The organism is Flavobacteriales bacterium, assembly GCA_016716605.1.
GTDB lineage: Bacteria > Bacteroidota > Bacteroidia > Flavobacteriales_F > PHOS-HE28 > PHOS-HE28.
Genome location: JADJWA010000001.1, coordinates 2,167,235 through 2,187,315 on the forward strand (window position 1 = coordinate 2,167,235; position 20,081 = coordinate 2,187,315).

Below are 20,081 nucleotides of genomic sequence, written 5' to 3' on the forward strand. Positions count from 1 at the left end.
GAGAGGTCAGAACTCGATCACAGACTTGCGCTGCTTGCGCGGCTTCTTCGGGATCTCCTCCGCATCCGTCATGCAATAGTTTCGCACCACGAATTGCGCATCCTTGTCGCCCATCTCAGCGCAGCGCCTGAAATCGGGGCACGCGGCGTTCTTGTCGCGTTTGGCGTAGTGGCAATCGGCACGGTAGAAGTAGGCGGTGCGCTTCTCGGGGTCATCGGAATCGATCACGCGGGTGAAAGTGGCGATTGCCTTGTCATACTGCTCGTTCTCGAATTGAAGCACGCCCAGGCTCATCCAGCCGCCGGGTATGTCCGGATTCAGCCGCATGGCTTCATCGAGGTCGGCGATGCCTGCTTCTTCCTTGAATTGCTCGCCGCGCACCACGCCGCGCAGGAAGAGCGCTTCGGCATGCTCGGCCTTGAGCTTCACTGCACGCTCCAAGCTCTTCATCGCACCGTCGTTGTTGCGGCCCATGTAATCGGCGCACGCGCGGTTGTACCAGGCGTCCGCATCCTTAGGGTCGAGGTCGATGGCGCGATCGCAATCACGCACGGCTTCTTTCAGGTTGCCTTGCGTGATGTGAACGGCGGACCTGCTCACGAACAGCCGCGCATCATCGGGGTCCTGCTTCTCGGCTTTCGCGTAGTCCATCAGGGCGCCGTGGAAATTGCGCATGCGCTGCTTGATGTCCCCCCGGAATTTGAGCCCGCCAGCGAGTTCGGCATCCTGCTTCAGCGCGCTATCCGCATGTGCCAGGGCGATGTCAAGTGAATCGATCGCATAGGCGGCGCGAGCGGCAGTGAGATGTTCCTCGGCGGTGCGTTGCGCAAGGAGCGGTGTGACCGATAGGAAGAGCAGGGGCAGGGTGCCGATGCGGATCATGCAGTGCGTTTGGTTCTGGGCCGGGCGAAGATCGTGCAAAAGCGAGGCCCTCAAGGAAGGTGCTCAACGCGGTCAACGGTCCAGGCCTCGGTGGGCGCGGAGAAGAGCGGCTTCACGGCGGGCCAGACTTCGCTGAAGACATCACTGCTGCGGTAGCGCTCCAGGTCATCCGGACTGTCCCAGTGGCTATAGGTGAAGAACACGTTTGGTGCAGCGGTGTCGCGCAGCAGCTCCAAATGCCGGCAGCCAGGGAAGGAACGGATGCGCGGCTTCCACGATTCGAACAGCTCAAGGAATCGCTCGGTATTCGATGGTGCGAAGGTCATTTTCACGATGCGGATGATCATACTGCTTTCGATTTCGCAGGTCCTATCGACTACTGCGCGCGGATGACCTTCCCGCTCTCCGTCCTCGCGATGCGCCGCAGGGCCTGCACGCGCCGCGGCCATTCGTGCGGATGGAGAACGGCCATCAGCTTCTCCATCACCTCGGGCAGCACTTCGTTCTGCGGCAATTCGGTTTCCAGCACAAGCATCAAGGCCTGGCCGAGCACGGGATCGGGGACGTGCGAGAAGTAATGCGGATAGGGGATCACGCCAGCGGTCTTCGCTTCGAGCTGCTCGGGGAAGATCTTCTTGCCACCGCTGAGAATCACGTTGTCGATGCGTCCGAGCCAGCGGAAATGCGTGTCATCGATCAGCTCCACCAGGTCATTGGTGACGTGCTGCTTGGTGGTGAGATGCGGCGTGTACACGACGAGGCAGCCGCGCGGGTCCCGGGCGAAGTGGCATTCGCCGAGCGCGGCGAAGTGGTCCTCAGGAGCTGGACCGTTCAGGCGGCGCAAGGCCACATGGGTCACGGTCTCGGTGCTGCCATAGCTCAGGAAGACCTGCACGCCGATCGTCCGGATGTCCTCCATCATTGCTTCGCTAACAGGGCCGCCGCCGAGCAGGATCATCTCGAACTGCCGTTCCACGCGGGCACGATCCTCTTGGATGGCGCGGTGCAGCTGCAGAGGCACCATCGCTGCGAACTTGAAGCGGTCCTGCGCTTCCAGATTGCCCAGGACGCTGCCGCGCGGATCGATGAGGTGGATGTCGAGGCCCAGCGCGAAGGCCCGAACGAGCATCATCTTGCCAGCGACGAACTCGCACGGCAGGCAATGGAGCACGCGGTCGCCGGGCATCAGGCCGAATGCGGCGCCGGTTAGCCGCGCGCTCATCACCAAATCGCGGCGGGGAATGGTGAAGCGCTTCGGCGGGCCGGTGGTTCCACTGGTGGCCGCGGGGAGTCCTCCGCGCCGCAGCACGAGGTGGAGCAAGGTGTAGAGCACATCGCGGTACCAGACTGTCCGGCGTTTCTCTCTCAGCTTGTCCACGATGCAGTAATAGTCGAAGCCCGTCAGGTTCGTGCCATCGACGGTGATGCGCTCGAAAGCCTTGGCGATGGGTGGATAGGACGTATGCGTGGCCATCAGTCGAGCATCGATAGGTCCCAGGCCTCTTCTGGACGGTAGCGCAGGAGGCCTTTCTCCGCGAGCAGGGGTGAGGGGATGTTGTTCGTGTACACCTTGCCGGTGCCCAGGCCTTGCGCAGAGCTCACATTCAAGGTGGCCGTGAACTGCGCGATGGCGTTCAGGCCGATGCTGCTCTCGAGCGCAGAGGTGATCCACCAGCCGATGCCGCGCTGGTCCGCGAGCGTGATCCAATCGTTCGTGGAGTCCCACCCGCCCACGAGGCTGGGCTTGATCACGATGTGCTGCGGCTTCACATGGTCGAGCAGGTCCACCTTCGCGTCGTGCGTGTTCAGGCCGATGAGGTCCTCGTCGAGCGCGATCGGGACCGGTGTCGTGGCGCACAATTCCTCCATCACCTCGTAGAGCCCCGGAGGCACGGGTTGCTCAATGCTGTGGACCTGCAGTTCTGCTAAACGCTTCAGCACATCCGGTGCCTGCTGAGCGCTGAATGCGCCGTTCGCATCCACGCGCAGGGTGATTTCCTCCGCGCTGTGCTCTTTCCGGACGGCACGCAACAGCTCGAGCTCATCATCGATCCCGATTGCCCCGATCTTCATCTTCAGCGTGGTGAAGCCGCTCTCGATCTGCTCCTTGATGCGCTGCTTCATCGTGGCCTTATTGCCCATCCACACCAGGCCGTTGATGGGGATGCCCTGCTTGCCGAGCGTGAATGCCGAGGGGAAGAGCGTCTTGGTGCCGCCCGCTTGCAGGTCGCGCAGGCATTGCTCCACTGCGAACCGCACGCTCGGGACATCCACCAGGTCTCCGTTGAGACGCTCCTGCCAATCACTCGTGCGCTCACAGAGCTCAGTGAGCTTCAGTTTCACATCCGCAGGGAACTCCTTGCTATGGCCGGGGAACAGCGTGGCCTCACCGATGCCTTTCAGTTCCGGCGCCTCTTCATTCCATGCGATCAGGTACCAGACGGTGCGGGCATGGATGGGGCCTTTCGAGGTGCCGAGCTCAAAGCGCGGCTGCAGCGTGCGTTCGATCCAGCGCGCCTTGATCATGCCACAAGGATAAGTCCGGCGCCGAAGGCGAGCGCCGTGAAGAAGGTGGTGAGCGCGAGCTTCTTCAACTGCGGGTCGAGCGAGGCGGGATCGTGCGCGCGCAGTACGCTGCGCAGGTGCGTGCCGAGTGCAGGCAGGGTGATCAACCAGCCCCATTGCGGCATGGCGCGGAAGGTGATGGCCGTGTATGCGATGAGGCAGAGAAGGCCGGTGGCGATGAGGATCCCGTGGTAGCCTTTTGCGTTATCGAAGCCTAGCCGCACGGCCATGGTGATCTTGCCGCTGGCCTTGTCGTTCTTGATGTCGCGCAGGTTGTTCACGTTGAGCACGCCTGTGCTGAAGCAGCCGAAGGCGATGGCGGGCAACAGGATCAGAGGTTCGATGCCGTGCGCATGCAGGTAGAAGGTCCCGCAGACGCCCACGATGCCGAAGAAGAGGAAGACGCTCACATCGCCCAGCCCAGCGTAGCCGTATGGATCCTTGCCGAAGGTGTATTTCACGGCCGCGCCGATGGCGACCAGGCCCAGCAGGAGGAAAACGAGCATCGTGGCAGAGAAGCCGAGCGCAGTGACGATGAGCGCGATGCCGCATGCGAATGCGAGCGCGCCACAGATGAGCATCGCGCGCTTCATCTGCGTCGGACTTATCGCGCCGCTCTGCACTGCGCGCTGCGGGCCGACGCGTTCTCCATTATCGGTGCCATGCTGGTGATCGCCGAGGTCGTTGGCCAGGTTGCTGAGGATCTGCAGGAGGATGGCCGTGAGAAGGGCCAGGGCGAACACGAATCCGGAGAACTGCCCCGGTCCGGTGCGATGATCGAGGTCGAAGGCCAATGCGCTCCCCACGATGATGCTGCTCACCGCCAAGGGCAGCGTGCGCATGCGGAGGGCATGGAGCCAGTGCTTCAGGTCCGCCATCTATTCGCGCAGCTTCTTGAAATACTCGCGCAACACCTTCGGACTCAGCTCCGCATCCGTGCGCACCACCAGAACCGCTGGCTGCCCGTGATCGCCATAGAGCCAGCCGAGGCCATCGCTCAGCGTCGCTTCATCGGTCGCTTCCTTCCATGGCACGCCGAAGGATTCCACCAGCGCCAGTGGATCGCGTCCGTGCGGCGCCTCAAACCATTTGAGCAGTTCGGGGTCCTTGTCCGGCCCTTCGATGTAGCGGAAGATGTTGCCGCCGCCGTTATCGATCACGATCACGCGCAGGGCAGGGGCGAGGTGCCCGTTCCAGAAGGCGTTGCTATCGTAGAGGAAGGCCGTGTCGCCGGTGATCAGCGTGGTGGGCCGCTGCGAGGCGAAGGCGCTGCCCACCGCCGTGCTCGTGCAGCCGTCGATGCCGCTGGTGCCGCGATTGCTGAACCAGCGCAGTCCTTGCATGCGGTCGAAGAGCTGCGCGTAGCGCGCCGGCGTGCTGTTGGCCAGATGGACATCGCTGCCCTCGGGGATCGCGCGAAGGATCCGTTCGAATGCGGTGAGGTCGCAGAATGCAGTTGCCTTTATAAGGGCATCATGCTTCTCGCGCAAGAGTTCATTCACCAGGCGCCAGGCCTCACCGTAGATGCTCTCGTTGCCGATCACGCTTCCGCTCAGCTGCGCGAAGAACACCTCGGGAGAGACCGCGATGTCATGCGTGAGGCTCTGATAGGTGTCGTAGTGGCGTTGGCCGAGGTCGATGTTCCAGTGCTGCGCGGGTTTCCATTTCCGCAACAGGCCCTTGATGCGCTTGCTCACCACGGCCCCGCCGAAGGTGATCAGCAGGTCCGGCTTCAGGTCATTCTCATTCGCATCGTTCAGGCCTTCGATCGCGCGGTCGATGCAGGTGATGAATGCGGCATCGTCCAGATTGCTGGTGGCCTCGGTGAGCACCGTCACCTGCGGCAAGGACGCAAGCTGCGTGAGCTGCTTCTTCAATCCTTCGCTCCAGGTGCCCTGGCCCGCCAGCACCATCACCTTCCTGCAGGAGCTCAATTGGCCAACGAGCCAGCGTGCATGCTCTGGCAGGATGAAGGATTCGGTCAGGACTTGCGCGATAAGCCTGGGGTGGAACAGGCGCCCCGCCTCTTCCACCGGCTGGCTGGAGGGCTGCTGAATCAAGCTATAGAGCGGTTCGGCGAATGGCGCGTTCACATGAACCGGTCCAGGAACCGGAATCAACGTGGCATCAATGGCCTCGTTGATCAAGCGTCCGCAATGCCAACGAGAGAGATCGTCGCTTGTGAGTCGCGGCAGCTGCATGCTCTTCTTCATGTGCAGCGCGAGCACGCCTTGCTGGCGGATAGCCTGTCCTTCGCCCTGGTCCACCCATTCCTCCGGTCGGTCGGCGGTGATCACCAGCAATGGCACGCGCTGGTAGAAGGCCTCTGCGATCGCCGGTCCATAATTCAGCACGGCGCTGCCGCTAGTACAGATCAGCGCAACCGGAGCGTGAAGTTGCTGCGCCATGCCTAAGGCGAAGAAGGCGGCGCTCCGCTCATCGATGACCTGCAGGCACTGCATGCCCTCTTGCTTGCTGAAGGCGATCACCAACGGCGCGCTGCGCGATCCAGGGCTGATCACCGCATGGCGTATGCCTTTCAGGTGGCAGAGCCGTGCGAGCTCTGAGGCGGCGAAGTGGTCGGATGTGCTGCTCACGCGGCCAAATCTATCCGTGCTGACCGAGCGCATCGATCAGGTCGATCCAAGTGCGGGCCTTGCGCTCCACTTCGTCGCATTCTCGATCGGGATCCGATCCCGCGGTGATGCCTGCCCCCACGTGAAGCAGGCCATGGTCAGGGAACAGTTCCATGCAGCGTATGTTCACGAAGAAGCTGGCGCGATCGGCTTCCATGGGCCCCCAATAGCCGCCGTAAAGTGCGCGCGGTCGTGGCTCGGCGGACCGAATCAGCTCAAACGCCTTCTGCTCGGGCCGGCCGCACACGGCGGGCGTAGGGTGCAATGCTTCAGCGATGGCGAGGGCATCGGACATGGGCATGGTACCGGTGATCCGCGTGTGCAAATGGGCAACGCTCGCAGCGGACCTCACGCGGATATCGCCAGCCGTGGCATCACGAATGCCCAGCGCGCGCAATCCGGCGATGATCTCGGCAGTGACGATTTCCTGTTCCTCTCGTTCCTTGACGCCCCAGCGTTCGGCTCGCGGTGGCGCCTCATCCATGGGCAGGGTGCCGGCCAGTGAATCAACTTCTATCCTGTCGCCATCCTTCATCAGCAGGCGCTCGGGTGAAGCTCCCATCCACAAGCCGAACCGATCCGTGCGAGCAATGGCCACAAAGGCCGTGGTGTTCATATGGCACGCTGCTTCGAAGAGCGCTCCGGCACGCAGGCCATTCAGCTTGGCTGCGATCGTGCGCGCCAGCACCGCCTTCTCCAAGCGGCCCGCGCGGATCTCCTGCAGGGTGCGAGACACGGCAGCCTTGAATCCATCACGGCTCAGCCCGCTCAAGCCATTCCGTGCTGGATCTGAACCGTGCTCATGGACCGGAGACAGGGCCTCGTGCGAAGCATCCGCCCGCAGGATGCGATCGGGCCTGATGGCCAACGGTGGCGCCTCGGCTCTGTCGAATGGGGCGACGACGAAGCAGCGCTGCCCGGCATGCGCCGGCCTGAGCTGATCATCGGACTGCACATAGGCGACGGCTTCCTGGCCAGGCTCGCGGAAAGCCGCAAAGGTGACCCCGCTCCGTATGAGCCCATCGATAAGGGGGGCAGCGCTCAACGCCGTTCGATGATCAGGTTCGTGATCCGGCAAGCGGCGCATAGCTCACCCGCATCGTTGCGCACTTTGATGTCCCACACATGCGTGGTTCGGCCCTGATGCAGCAACTCGCCAACGGCCATCACATTCCCTGATCGAGACGCCTTCAGATGGTTCACGTTCAGCTCAAGGCCCACCGTATCCTTCCCTTCGGCGCCCACGATCAACGCCGAGCCCACGCTGCCGAGGGTCTCCGCCAATGCGGCTGTTGCACCTCCATGCAGCAGGCCCATGGGCTGCACGGTGCGGCGGTCAACCGGCATGGTGGCGCATAGTTGGCCGGCCTTGTTCACGCTGAAGCGGATGCCCAAGTGCGAGATCATGGTTTGCTCAACGAATCCATTGGCCTGGTCTGCGAGCTGCGGTGTGAATGTCATTCGCCAAAAGTACCCGCCTCATGGCTGCGGCTCAGGGCCATCTTTGCCGGATGGAAGGCAAGCGTGTGCTGCTGGTTGAGGATGAGCCATCGTTGCGCAGCGCAATGAAGCTGAATCTCGAGATGGAAGGCTATTCCGTCTCGGTGGCGCAGAACGGTCCAGAGGCGTTGGAGAAGCTGAGGGGCGCGCATTTCGATGCGGTGGTGATGGATGTGATGCTTCCGGGCATCGATGGATTCACCTTGGTGGAGACCATCCGATTGGACGGGAACCAGGTTCCGGTGCTATTCCTCACAGCACGCTCTGGCACCGATGATCGCATCCGCGGCTTGCGGGCCGGCGACGATTACCTTGGCAAGCCATTCGACCTCACTGAGCTGTTGCTGCGATTGGGCAAGCTCGTGCTTCGCTCCCGGAGCCGGTCACAGAGCGCTCCGGATCCCTATCGCTTCGAAGGCGGCACGATTCATTTCAGCGCGTTCGAGGCCATGGGAGCCGATGGCACGGTCCGGACCCTGACCCACCGTGAAGTGCTCCTGCTAAGGTTGCTGGTTGAACGTGCCGGGGAAGTGGTATCGCGGGAGGAGATTTTGCGGAAGGTTTGGGGTTACAATGTGTTCCCAACCACCCGTACCGTGGATAATTTCATCGTCGCCTTCAGGAAATATTTTGAGGCTGACCCACGGATTCCCAAGCACTTCCATTCAATCAGGGGGGTCGGGTACAAGTTCACTCCGTGATAATTCATGCGCTGGTGGCAACCCTGTGCCATACCGGGCGTCTTCCTTACAACCAAAGTCTTCTTCCTGGCTTTGGGCTGGTTCCAATCATTCCTTGCAGGTTTACCGCGCAGGGGTCCTTTCCGAAGGGCCCCTGTTCGGTTTTCAAGGGTGTGCAGAATCTGTTCATGCACATCGCATATGGCGGGCTTGCGGGTAGCCCATAAGTCCTCTATCTTGCCGCGGCTTTCAAAGAAAGCTGACGCCAACACAACCAATTGAACGCATCATGAACCTACGCTCCGCCCTCACTGCGATGATCGCCGCCGCCGCTATGGCGCCTCTTACGGCTCAAAGCACTGTTGATATCGGCCTGTTCCGCAATGGCGAGAAACTCGAGGTCCGCTTGCGGCCCACCGAGAACTTCAACGGCATCGTCTCCAGCTTGGTATTCACGGTTCGCTGGGACCGCAATTCGGGCGCTGGCCTTGGCACGCTCGTGCAGGAAGGCGCACCAGCCCAGTTCATCCCCTTGGCCAAGAGCGGTGCGATCCGCGAGAATGGCACGTTCAACTATCAGGTTTACGCTGGCTTCGGCATGCTGCCGCTCACCGAGCTGGAAACCTCATTGGCCGCTGGCGCAGAGGTGGTGATCGCCACCATCCCGGTAACCGGCAAAGGCGAATTCGAGATCGTGAACGATTCGTTCACCGGCGAAGCCGCCAACAACGCGAACTACTACATTTCCCTTGGGGGGCGCGACCTGACGGGTAGCATCTACAAGGGCCTCGCCACCGCTGAAGAGGATGGCAGCGTGAGCATCCTGCCCAATCCGAACAATGGCCAATTCACCTTCTCCTTCTCGGTGGGCACGGCCACTGATGTCACCATTGAAGTGGTGAATGCGCTTGGCCAGGTGGTCTTCAATGACATGCTGCGGAACTTTGAAGGCACCTACCGCAAGGAAATGGACCTCACCAGCGCGAGCAACGGGGTGTACTACCTTGAAGATCAAGCGCAACGGCGAGACTTCGACGCATAAGATCGTGTACCGGTAAGCGGTTCGATCACACGAATGGAACAGGGGGCTTCGGCCCCCTGTTCGCTTTCATAGAACGCAGCATTCGCAATAGTCACTGCCGGGATCGTGCTCGATCAAACCGGCCGGGTCGAGCATTTCATCGATGATCTGCAGCAGCAATGCGTCGATGTCCGGAAGCAGTGCACGCCGGATGATGCTCTCGCCCATGACACTCAGCCAGGCTCCATCGCCGGAACCGGGTTTCCTCATCGGCACGATGCCCGCGCGCATCGCATCGAGCCTTGGATCCTCATGGAAGCACATGGCCACATACATCAGCAACTGCAAGGCATGTCGCCGCTCGTGATGGATCGAGCCACGGTCAAGGCCCTTGAGCTTCAGCGCTTCCTCCTTGAAGCTCCCGGTCTTGATGTCCAGCACGCAGAGCACGCCATTGCGCCGTTCCAGCCGGTCAACGGAGCCTTTGATCACCGCGCCGGGCCTTAGCTCTGCCCGAAGACGTATCTCCACTGCTAGGGGAATGGTCCGCGTAAGATCCTCCCGTGCGGCATCTGATTCAAGCATGCGGCGCAAGGCCTTGCCGGCCATGGACCCGCGCAGCAGGTGGCTGCCAGTGGTGAGGAGTTCCTCGGGCACTTCCGCCTTCAAGGCTTGCGTCACTGATTCCTCTGCCCGGGCCGCAGCTTCCACCAGCTTTGCGGCCTCAAGTGGCATGTTGAGCCAAGGGCGATAGATGCTTTCGATGGCTTTGTGCGCGGCCGTTCCGAGCACATCATCCGCGAGTTGACCATTGTCATCGATGCCCGCTCGGATGCCAAGGACGTATTTGGCATGGAAGTCCATTGGGCAGCGAAGCCAGGTGCCGAGCGCGGTTGGCGAGATGCCCTCGGCGAGCAATCGGCGGATGCCTTCGATCACGGCCTCATCCTTCGGGATCGCGAGCTGCGCGGCTCGGGGCGGCCGAGGTGCAGCCGTTACGCTCCGGCGCCGGACGAAGGTGTTTGAGACCGGGGCCAATTCGTGCTCCCATTGGTCGATGAAACGCGCTGGCGATCCGCTGCCATCGGCTGCAGGTGCATGGGCCAAGGTTAGGACATCGGCACCTTGCATGAGCCGATGGACGTGGTAGGAGGCCACGGCATCGGCATCCGCCCGGAGCGGGAGGCCATGATGCCGTCGAACATCGAATGGGATCCAGCTCGATGGCTCATCTCGACCGATGAGAATGCCCTCCGATGCACCGAGGATGAGCGCTTGCCTGAAGCAAAGGGCTCGCGTTTCGAGCATCCCGAGCACTTGCAAGCCTTGCAGGGGCTCACCGAACAAGTTGATGCGTGCCTGCCCCATGAGCCGGTCTCGGACCAGTGCGAGGTCGCGAGGATCAAGACGAGGCCCACCGCCGCGCGCAAGCGCTTGCCGCAGGTCGCGGTCGAGCAAGGTCAATTGGTAAACCTGCTCACGCACCAGGTCATTTCCGGGTTGAATCGCAAGAACCCATTCGTACAAGGATTGGAGCAGCCGGTCGGGGTCGTTGGCCGGGCATAGGAGCGCGCGACACGCTTCCGGTGGCAGCCCGGCTGCTGCGAACGCAGCAACCGCGTCAGCAACGGATACCTGCGTTGACCTGCTCCGCATGAAATGCTGCACGAGGTTGACGGAGCTATCGCCGCCATGGAGCAGCGGATGGCTGAGCAGGGTGCAGACGCCTTTGACCTCCAGCCGATCCGGTGTCCCGGAGCGCAGGCGGATGAAGTGATTCACCAGGCCATGCACTGGAAGGTCCTGGACGGGCAAGCCCATGGAGACATTCAAATGCCCTATTTCGTCGGGCAGGGCATTGAGCAGAGGCTGCAGCAATTGCTCGTCGGCCAGCACGATGGCGGATTCGGATCGCGCATCGGGCCTGAGGTCAAGCGCCCACTGCGCTGCGAAACGGCATACCGCCATGCGGTCGGGCAGGGAGATCAGGTCGATCCGGCGTGTGCGTTGGCCGATGCCATCAGCGGTGGCCACCTCCCCAGTCCCTAGATGACGCATGCCCTCGCGGATGAAACGGCCCGCTTCGTTCTCGGGCTGGTTGAGGTAATAGCCATCGGCGTCCCAGCAAACATGCAGCAAGCTGCGCTCCTTAAGTGCTTGGAGTACCTTGACCAGCGCTGGTTCCAGGGCATTGAGGCCAACAGCCCAAACAGCGGACCACGGCGGCAGCCAGTCCGCGTTGGAGGCCAATCGCGTGGCTTGCCGGGCAATGGCTCCTGGGGTGCCCACGCCGCGTGCGATCATGGCTTCGGTGAAGCGCCGATGCAAATCGGCGGTCTCCTGCCAGCGTCTGATGGCGGCAGATTGCGTGGTGCTGAGTTCCTTTTCTGCCCGGAAGCTCCATTCTTCGATCTCATGGTAGTGGCGCAGATCGCGGTAGAGGTCGTCCAGATTGAGCAAGTGGTTGTCCACGTCGCTGATATCGCGCAACGTCGCCGGGGCGAACTCCAGGAATTCAGCAAGGGATTCCGCTGCGGATCCATGCTGCGCTTGATGGCATCGGTGCAATTCGATCACGAGGTCAGGCTGGCTGCCTCTCCGCATCCCGGCCACGCGCTCCATGAAGGCCCCAGGGTCGAGGATTTCCGGGCTCCAGAGCGCTTTGCCGGATCGTTCGGCCAGGTACTTTCGCAGGTGCAGGGCGGCCCTTCGGCTCGGCACCACCACCAGGACGCGGTCCAGGCCGGGTGCGTGGCGCTCAAGGAGCTTATCCGCCACCTGTTCCAGGAAATGACCCATGGCGGCGGAAGATAGATCCGGCCCGATTGCCTTCCCGGCATACCGGCGCTTGCAGGGCAGCGACCATTACTACCGTATCGACGGCCCAGCCTCATTCGCTGAAGTGCAGCGTATCGGGCGCAGATTGGTCAGGCACAGGGTCACCGATGCAAAGTATCCGGAGCAGGTCCGGATCGCCCAGATGCTGGATTGCGATGACGGCCGGTACGCCGTGCTGGATGAGGAGGCATGGGCGGCCATTTGGGCGGCGTCCGCTACCTTCACCACGAATCAACCGCTGGCAGGCAACCCCGGCGACATCGAATCGGTCGAATGAGCATGAATCGAATCCTTGGGGCTTTGGTCATCACCCTGATGACGGCCACCTCCGCCCGCGCAACCCATATCATTGGCGGTGAGTTGTACTACGATCACCTTGGCGGCGGGCTCTACAATGTGACCTTGAAGCTCTATCGCAATTGCGATGCAACGGTGGATTTCGATGCGCTGGCCGCGATCGGGGTCTTCGATGGGGTGAATTACTCCTTGCTCCAGGTGCAGCAGCTCTCCTTCCCCGGGGCCTCCGTTGTGCCCGTGGTGCTGGAATCTCCCTGCCTGACGCTACCTCCCAACGTGTGCATCGAAACCACGTCTTACACAGGCACTTTCGTGCTGCCGCTCACGGAGAACGGGTATATCCTCACCTATCAACGGTGCTGCCGCACGGGCATCATCGAGAACCTGATCGCTCCAGAGGACTTGGGCATCACCGTGACCACGCGTATTCCAGGATCGAGTGTGCCAGTGAACAGTTCGCCGCGATTCAATGAGCTGCCCCCGGTGGCTTTGTGCCTGGATCTGCCGCTCGCCTTCGATCACAGCGCGAGCGATCCCGATGGTGATTCGCTCGTTTATTCCTTGGCCAACCCCTTGAATGGGGCAAGTGCCGGTGTGGCGCAACCCAATCCGCCCGCGCCGCCGCCATACGATCCGGTGCCTTGGGGGGCTGGTTACAGTGAGAGCTACCAGATTGATTCAGATCCCGCCATCAGCATCGATCCCGTGACCGGCTTGCTCACGCTGACACCCACTCTGCAGGGCGTCTTCAATGTGGGCGTGCGGGTGCAGGAGTTCAGGAACGGCGAGTTGCTCGGTGAAACACGCCGCGATTTCCTCTTCAAGGTGGTGGCCTGCGATGCCACCGTGGTCTCTGCGATCCAAGAGCAGACGGAGTTCTGCCAGAGCCTGGCTGTGCAGTTCGTGAACAATAGCGTGGGGGCCAATGAATTCCAATGGGACTTCGGCGACCCCAACAGTGACCTCGATACGAGCACGGAGCAGAACCCGTTCTGGAGCTACAGCGAGCCGGGAACATACCCGGTAACCTTGATCGCGAATCCGGGCACCACCTGTGCGGATACCATCGTGGTCAACTACCAGCTCTATCTGGCACCTTCTCCCGTGATCATCCCCCCGCCGCCTTTCTGCGGGAATGATCCTGTCACGCTGGTCGCAGAAGGGGATTTCAATGCCGGAGCGAGCATCCTGTGGCAACTCGGCGCCGGCAGTGCTCCTCAGACCAGTACCGACAGCATTGTTACCGTGCAATTCCCCGGACCGGGCACGCACGAGGTAAGCCTATTGGTCTCTCAGAATGGGTGTTCCGGCTTCTACACGGAGTACGTGGTCAATTATGGGCTTCCTGACGCCAGTTTCCTCGCCGATCCCTTGCCGCCGCAGCAGATCGGGACGTCGGTGGTGTTCACCGATACCAGTTCGCCCAATGGCGGCGTGATAACCGATTGGAATTGGAGCATGCAGGGCAGTGCTTTCGCGCCATCAGCTCCCGTTGCCAACTGGGATGGCGGCTGGCCTGGCACCTATGAAGTGGTGCTCACCATTACCACAGCCGATGGTTGCAGCGATCAGGCGAGCATGCTGTATGAGATCCTCGGCGGCCCGATCACCATACCCAATGTGTTCAGCCCGAACGGGGATGGAACCAATGAGTTCTTCGAGATCAGCAACGTGCAGTACTACCCCAACGAGCTCACCATCTATGGGCGCTGGGGCAACAAGGTGTACGAGACGCTCAACTACAAGAACACGTGGCGCGGCGATGGCGTGCCCGATGGCACCTATTACTACGTCCTTCACCTCAGCGACGACCGCGAATACAGCGGCCATGTGACGATCCTTCGCTGACGGGGAGCTGAACTCCAGCCGATGGCCGCCCTCCAACGCATCGCCGCAATTGCCGCAGGGCTGGCATTCACGGCGGTGGCTTGGTGCACCCATATCATCGGGGGCGACATGTACTACGACCACCTCGGTGGTAACCAGTACCAAGTGACCCTCAGGCTTTACCGCGATTGCGGCCCGGACAACACCAACAATACGGGCTTCGATGCCAGCGCCCAGATGGCGGTGTTCACGGCCAACGGCGCCTTCGTGAACAGCGTGAGCATCCCGAACCCGGGCGAAACGGTGGTTCCGGTCACGATCAACGACCCTTGCCTCAGCGCTCCGCCCAGCGTCTGCGTGCGCACCACGGTTTATGTGACCACGTTCAACCTTCCGCCCACGCCCGGCGGCTACGTGATCAGCTATCAACGCTGCTGCAGGACGCCGGCCATGCAGAACCTCACCGGCCAGCAAGGCCTTACCTGCACCATCACGATCCCAGGTCCGCCGAACAGCGTGAACAGCTCCCCGCGCTTCAACGACTATCCGCCCATCGCTTTGTGCCTTGATCAGGACATGAGCTTCGATCACAGCGCCACCGATCCCGATGGCGATCAGCTGGTGTACGAGCTATGCGCGCCCTTCCAAGGCGCCGATGCGATCAACCCGGCGCCGTTGGCGGAGCCGCCGCCCTATGTTCCGGTGAACTGGGCTGCGGGCTATTCCGCGGCGAATCCGATCAACAGCGCCCCGCCCATCGCCATCGATGCCGCATCGGGTCAGCTCACCGTGCATCCCACGCTGCAAGGCACATTCACCATCGGCGTTTGCGTGAGCGAATACCGCAACGGCAACCTCCTCGGCACCACGAGGCGCGATTTCATGTTCCGGGTGGTGGCCTGCAATGCCGCCGTGAGCGCGGTGATCGCTTCGCAGGGCCCCGGGCAGGCTTGCTCGCTCACCCAGGACTTCACCAACCAGAGCATCGGTGGGCAATTCTGGCAATGGGACTTCGGCGATCCGGGCACCACCCTTGATGTGAGCGCCGCGCAGGAACCCAGCTACACCTACCCCGGTCCAGGCACCTACACCGTTACCCTGATCGCCAACCCCGGAGCGCCATGCGCGGATACCACGGTTGCTGATTACGTGGTGGCGCCCTCGCTGCAGCCCAGCTTCAGCGTTCCGCCGCCCCTGTGCGGGACTCAGGAGCTCGAGTTCCTGATCAGCGGCAACATCGGCAACGCACCCACGATCGAATGGACATTCGGGCCCGGTGCTTCGCCGCAGACCGCCCAGGGCCCGGCTCCGGTGGTGGTGTTCGAGCCGATCGGCACCCAGCTGGTAACCGTCAACGTGAGCGAATTCGGGTGCAGCGGCACCTTCAGCGCGAATGTGAATGTGCATCCGCAGCCCACGGCGACTTTCGCCGACCAGGACAGCTTCTGCGACACGCTCGGCTTCACCTTCAGCAATGAAAGCGTTGACGCTGCGACCTATCAATGGGATTTCGGTGAGCCAGGGACTTCGGCGGATGTCAGCTCCCAGGAATCGCCATCGTGGATCTACGGGGTGCCGGGCTACCACACCGTGACGCTGATCGCGCAGAATGGACCCGTTTGCGCCGATACCGCCACGCGGGTCTTCGATGCCCACGTGCCGCCGCCGGTCTTCTTCCTGCGTCCGCCGATCCGTTGCCCTGGCGAGGTTGCGTTGCTGAATGCAAGCGGCTCGCAGGGCGGCGCAACGGTTGTTTGGGATCTTGGATTGAACGGATTCCCGAACACATCAACGAGCCTCAACGTGCAGGGCATCTTCCCGGAGGTGGGCACCTTCCCCGTGACGCTAACGATGACCGAATTCGGCTGCACCGCGAGCTACACCGATTCGGTGACGGTGTTCCCGATGCCCACGGTCGATTTCACCAATGGCTCATTGGCTTGCGTAGGTGCAGAGTTCCCGTTCAACGCATTGGTCACCGCCGCTACACCTTACACATTGCTGTGGAACCTCGGCGATGGAACGACCGCCACGGCTGAAGCCCTCATGCACATCTATCAGGATCCCGGGCGCTATTCGGTCTCGCTCACGGCCAGCACCAGCACCGGCTGCGTGGCCACCGTTACACGCAACAAGCCCGGCGCCGTAGAGGTATTCCCCGAGCCTGTGGCGGCCTTCACGGCGCTGCCCGATGAAGTGAGCATCATGGATCCGCGCATCGAGATCACTGATTACAGCTCGCTTGCTGCAGAGTGGCTCTACACCTTTGCCGGAGAAGAAGTGGCGGACTCAGCCTTCGCTTACTCGTTCGCCGACCCAGGGCAATACACCATCACGCAGGTCGTGACCACGGAGAATGGCTGCACGGATAGCACGACGCGCGTTGTGATCGTGAGCGGCCACTTCTTCTATGCCCCCACCGCCTTCACACCCGATGGCGATGGCAAGAACGAAGCCTGGCGACCGAGCGTAGTGGGCGCGCGCGAGTATGAGCTCGCCATCTGGGACCGCTGGGGCAATGAGGTGTTCCGCACCGATGATCCCGAGCAGGGCTGGGATGGCTCCGGGTACAGTTCGAGCGTATTCGTGTACTGGGCGCGCGTGAAGGAGTGGGGCGCCTACGCGAAGGAGTACCGTGGGCACTTCAGCATGCTGCGGTGACCTTTAAGTTGCGCCGCGCTTCCCCAATTCGATCACTTCCAGGTCCTTCGGTTTCCCGTCTTCGAGGGTGAAGCGCATGGCCGTGCGCATGGTATGCCATCCATGCCGGCCTGCGGCGCCGGGGTTCAAGCAGAGGCAATTCAGCTTAGGGTCGAATTGCACGAGCAGGATGTGCGAATGCCCGCAGATGAAGAGGTCCGGCGGGTCGCGGCGCAGTTCATCGATCACCGCGCGATCGTAGCGCGGAGGTCGACCGCCGATGTGCGTCATCCACACCCGAACGCCGCCGAGGGTGAAGCGTTGGTGCTCGGGGAAGGCCTTGCGCGCCTTGGCGTCGTCGATGTTGCCCCAGACGGCGCGCAAGGGCTTCCATTGCGCAAGTTCATCGGTCACGCTCAGATCGCCGATATCGCCGGCGTGCCAGATCTCATCGCACTCCTTGAAATGCTCCTGAACGCGCGGGTCCAGCCAGCCATGGGTGTCGGATAGGAGGCCGATGCGGGTCATGGGGCGAAGTAATGGCCCGGTACCTTCGCCGCCCGCATGGAGATCCTCCCGCGCTACTTCCTCGAGATCGCCTTCTGCGGCACGGCCTATCGCGGCTGGCAGCGGCAGCCCGATGCGCCCAGCGTGCAGGCCGAGGTGGAGCGCGCACTGCAATTCGCGTTGCATCGGCACAAGGTGAATGCGATCGGTTGCGGTCGCACCGACACCGGCGTGCATGCCACGCAGTTCTTCCTGCATTTCGATGGGCCCAGCGATGCGCCGCTGGATGATCGCTTCATGTACAGCTTGAACAGTTTGCTGCCCGACGACATCGCGGTGAAGCGCGTGATCGTGGTGCCCGATGATGCGCATGCCCGCTTCAGCGCCACCGAGCGCGGCTACTGCTACCGCATCCACCGGGAGAAGGATCCTTTCCTCACGGACCGTTCGCACCAGTTGAGGCCCGCGCTCGATGTGGCAGCGATGAACGAAGGGTGCGAGGCGCTCATCGGCACGCACGACTTCAGCAGCTTCCAGAAGGTGGGCACCGATGTGAAGACCAGCATCTGCGAAGTGCGCGAAGCGGTGTGGGCCGAAACGCCGAACGGGTACGTGTTCCGGATCAAGGCCGATCGCTTCCTGCGTAACATGGTGCGCGCCATCGTGGGCATGGGCATGCGCATTGGCAAGGGACAGCAGCCAGCCGGCCACATGGCCGAGGTGCTCGCCGCCAGGGACCGCCATGCGGCGGGAAGGAGCGCACCGGCCTGCGGACTTTACCTGGAGCATGTCGTGTATCCCTTCCTGCCGAACCATCTTCGCGGCCCACTTCAGGGATGAGCTCCACCGCGCAAGGCAAAGCATTCGACCGCAAGCTCTTCGGGCGCGTATTCGCGTTCACGAAGCCTTACCGCGCACTGTTCTGGACCACGTTCGCGCTCACCATCTTCCTGGCGGTGCTCGGCGTGGTGCGCCCGCTGCTCATGGGCGACATGATCGATGACTACGCCCTTACCGGCGATGCGCGCGGGTTGTGGATCGTGACCCTCGTGGTGATGGCCCTGCTCGTGATCGAGACCATCGTGCAGTTCTACCAGGCCTATTGGACCGCCTGGCTGGGGCAGGCCGTCACCTTCGACCTTCGGCAGCGGCTCTATACCCGCATCATCGGGAATAAGCTGCGCTGGTTCGACCGCACGCCTATCGGCCAGCTGGTGACGCGCGTGATCAGCGACATCGAGACCATCGACGACATCTTCTCGCAGGGCCTGCTCATGATCATGGGCGACATCCTCAAGCTCGTGGTGGTGGTGGCCGTGATGTTCGTGGTGAACTGGAAGCTCGCGCTGCTCAGCATGGTGCCCATCCCCTTGCTGCTCTGGAGCACCAACATCTTCAAGAACAGCATCCAGAAGAGCTTCCAGGACGTGCGCACGCAGGTGGCAAGGCTCAACACCTTCGTGCAGGAGCATATCCAGGGCATGGCCGTGGTGCAGGTCTTCGGGCGGGAGCAGCAGGAGTACCAGAAGTTCAAGGCCATCAACAAGGAGCACCGCGCGGCGCACATCCGCAGCGTGCTCGCCTACAGCATCTTCTTCCCGGTGGTCGAGATCCTCAGCGCCATCTCGCTCGGCTTCCTCGTATGGTGGGGCGTGAAGGATGTGCTGGCCGGCTTCGCCACCCTGGGCGATGTGTTCGCCTACATCCTCTTCATCAACATGCTCTTCCGGCCCATCCGCCAGCTGGCCGACCGCTTCAATGTGCTGCAGATGGGCATGGTGGGCAGCGAGCGCGTGATGAAGGTGCTCGATACCGATGCCGGACTCTCCGACGAAGGGACCTTGAGCGCCGATGGCCTGCGCGGCGAGATCCGCTTCGACGGGATGTGGTTCGCCTACACCGATGAGGCCACTGCGGAGGAGGAGAATTGGGCGCTGCGCGACATCAGCTTCGAGGCGAAGGCAGGCCAGATGATCGCGCTCGTGGGCGCCACGGGCAGTGGCAAGAGCAGCATGGTGAACGTGCTGAGCCGCGCCTACGATTACCAAAGGGGCGCCGTGCATCTCGATGGCACCGATATCCGCGACTACAAGCTGAGCGAACTGCGGCGCGCCATCAGCGTGGTGCTGCAGGACGTCTTCCTCTTCAGCGACACCATCCACAACAACATCACGCTCAATGACCCCGCGATCACCCGCGCGGAAGTGGTCGCTGCCGCGCAGGAAGTGGGCGCCCACGACTTCATCCTGAAGTTGCCCAAGGGGTATGACACCGAAGTGGGCGAGCGCGGCGGCATCCTCAGCACCGGTCAGCGCCAATTGCTCGCCTTCATCCGCGCGGCCGTTCACAAGCCCGCTGTGCTCGTGCTCGATGAAGCCACCAGCAGCGTCGATAGCGTCAGCGAGCAATTGATCCAGCAGGCCACCGAGCGCATCACCAGCGGACGCACCAGCATCGTGATCGCCCACCGCCTCAGCACGGTGCAGCACGCTGACCGCATCCTGGTGCTCGACAAGGGCCGCATCATCGAGCAGGGCACCCATCAGGAGCTTCTCGCGCAGGCGGGATCATACCGCAAGCTCTATGAACTCCAGTTCCGGTGATCGAATGGGCTTGTGCCTTCCGTTCGGTTCTCGTGGCATGCGCGCTTTGCCGGATGCACACGCGGCGTGCACCTAGCTTCGCCAC

The 20,081-nt window shown here is 62.2% G+C and carries 17 protein-coding genes; 7 read left to right on the top strand and 10 right to left on the bottom strand.

Annotation, left to right across the window (positions count from 1 at the left end):
• Positions 1-6: 6 nt before the first annotated feature.
• Genes IPM12_08645 through IPM12_08680 form a run of 8 tightly spaced genes read right to left on the bottom strand, consistent with a single transcriptional unit; the run spans position 7 to position 7,544 of the window.
• On the bottom strand, positions 7-882 hold the full coding sequence (locus IPM12_08645; protein ID MBK9147871.1) for a tetratricopeptide repeat protein: 876 nt from the start codon (positions 880-882) through the stop codon (positions 7-9).
• A 50-nt stretch (positions 883-932) separates the two neighbouring features.
• The gene (locus IPM12_08650) at positions 933-1,229 is read right to left on the bottom strand and encodes an antibiotic biosynthesis monooxygenase (GenBank protein MBK9147872.1); all 297 of its coding nucleotides are present in this window, start codon (positions 1,227-1,229) and stop codon (positions 933-935) included.
• Positions 1,230-1,258: 29 nt separating this feature from the next.
• Complete coding sequence (locus tag IPM12_08655) at positions 1,259-2,356, bottom strand: AMP-binding protein (GenBank protein ID MBK9147873.1); 1,098 nt, start codon at positions 2,354-2,356, stop codon at positions 1,259-1,261.
• Positions 2,356-3,408 carry an o-succinylbenzoate synthase gene (locus tag IPM12_08660; GenBank protein ID MBK9147874.1) on the bottom strand — a complete coding sequence of 351 codons (1,053 nt, stop codon included), beginning with the start codon at positions 3,406-3,408 and terminating at the stop codon, positions 2,356-2,358. Before IPM12_08660 ends, IPM12_08655 begins: the two co-directional genes overlap by 1 nt.
• Positions 3,405-4,325 (bottom strand): 1,4-dihydroxy-2-naphthoate polyprenyltransferase, encoded by a 921-nt coding sequence (locus IPM12_08665; GenBank protein MBK9147875.1) that lies wholly within the window; start codon positions 4,323-4,325, stop codon positions 3,405-3,407. Before IPM12_08665 ends, IPM12_08660 begins: the two co-directional genes overlap by 4 nt.
• On the bottom strand, positions 4,326-6,044 hold the full coding sequence (gene menD / locus IPM12_08670; GenBank protein MBK9147876.1) for a 2-succinyl-5-enolpyruvyl-6-hydroxy-3-cyclohexene-1-carboxylic-acid synthase: 1,719 nt from the start codon (positions 6,042-6,044) through the stop codon (positions 4,326-4,328).
• Positions 6,045-6,054: 10 nt separating this feature from the next.
• A complete protein-coding gene (locus IPM12_08675) occupies positions 6,055-7,128 on the bottom strand; it encodes a chorismate-binding protein (GenBank protein MBK9147877.1) in 1,074 nt (357 codons plus the stop codon).
• Positions 7,125-7,544 carry a hotdog fold thioesterase gene (locus IPM12_08680; protein MBK9147878.1) on the bottom strand — a complete coding sequence of 140 codons (420 nt, stop codon included), beginning with the start codon at positions 7,542-7,544 and terminating at the stop codon, positions 7,125-7,127. Before IPM12_08680 ends, IPM12_08675 begins: the two co-directional genes overlap by 4 nt.
• A 50-nt stretch (positions 7,545-7,594) precedes the next feature.
• On the opposite strand from IPM12_08680, the gene IPM12_08685 reads away from it, so the two are divergent.
• Both IPM12_08685 and IPM12_08690 read left to right on the top strand, forming a co-directional pair.
• Entirely contained in the window at positions 7,595-8,284 is a 690-nt protein-coding gene (locus IPM12_08685; protein MBK9147879.1) for a response regulator transcription factor, read from the top strand.
• A gap of 268 nt (positions 8,285-8,552) precedes the next feature.
• Positions 8,553-9,305: a T9SS type A sorting domain-containing protein gene (locus IPM12_08690; GenBank protein MBK9147880.1), complete on the top strand. Its 753-nt coding sequence runs from the start codon at positions 8,553-8,555 to the stop codon at positions 9,303-9,305.
• Positions 9,306-9,371: 66 nt separating this feature from the next.
• Here IPM12_08690 and IPM12_08695 read toward each other — a convergent pair whose 3' ends face one another.
• Positions 9,372-12,083: a PD-(D/E)XK nuclease family protein gene (locus tag IPM12_08695; GenBank protein MBK9147881.1), complete on the bottom strand. Its 2,712-nt coding sequence runs from the start codon at positions 12,081-12,083 to the stop codon at positions 9,372-9,374.
• Between IPM12_08695 and IPM12_08700 the strand changes: the two genes are divergently transcribed.
• From IPM12_08700 to IPM12_08710, 3 genes are read left to right on the top strand one after another with little or no spacing between them, the layout of a single operon-like run.
• A complete protein-coding gene (locus tag IPM12_08700; protein MBK9147882.1) occupies positions 12,082-12,399 on the top strand; it encodes a hypothetical protein in 318 nt (105 codons plus the stop codon). The two genes, IPM12_08695 and IPM12_08700, sit on opposite strands and share 2 nt — an antisense overlap.
• A gap of 38 nt (positions 12,400-12,437) precedes the next feature.
• Positions 12,438-14,267: a gliding motility-associated C-terminal domain-containing protein gene (locus tag IPM12_08705; GenBank protein ID MBK9147883.1), complete on the top strand. Its 1,830-nt coding sequence runs from the start codon at positions 12,438-12,440 to the stop codon at positions 14,265-14,267.
• A gap of 21 nt (positions 14,268-14,288) precedes the next feature.
• Positions 14,289-16,907 (top strand): PKD domain-containing protein, encoded by a 2,619-nt coding sequence (locus IPM12_08710; protein MBK9147884.1) that lies wholly within the window; start codon positions 14,289-14,291, stop codon positions 16,905-16,907.
• A gap of 3 nt (positions 16,908-16,910) precedes the next feature.
• Here the strand turns inward: IPM12_08710 and IPM12_08715 are convergent, their stop codons facing one another.
• On the bottom strand, positions 16,911-17,414 hold the full coding sequence (locus IPM12_08715) for a metallophosphoesterase family protein (protein MBK9147885.1): 504 nt from the start codon (positions 17,412-17,414) through the stop codon (positions 16,911-16,913).
• Positions 17,415-17,450: 36 nt separating this feature from the next.
• Here IPM12_08715 and truA point away from each other — a divergent pair, with 36 nt between their 5' ends.
• Both truA and IPM12_08725 read left to right on the top strand, forming a co-directional pair.
• On the top strand, positions 17,451-18,233 hold the full coding sequence (gene truA / locus IPM12_08720; GenBank protein MBK9147886.1) for a tRNA pseudouridine(38-40) synthase TruA: 783 nt from the start codon (positions 17,451-17,453) through the stop codon (positions 18,231-18,233).
• On the top strand, positions 18,230-19,996 hold the full coding sequence (locus tag IPM12_08725; GenBank protein ID MBK9147887.1) for an ABC transporter ATP-binding protein: 1,767 nt from the start codon (positions 18,230-18,232) through the stop codon (positions 19,994-19,996). Before truA ends, IPM12_08725 begins: the two co-directional genes overlap by 4 nt.
• The last annotated feature ends 85 nt before the right edge of the window (positions 19,997-20,081 follow it).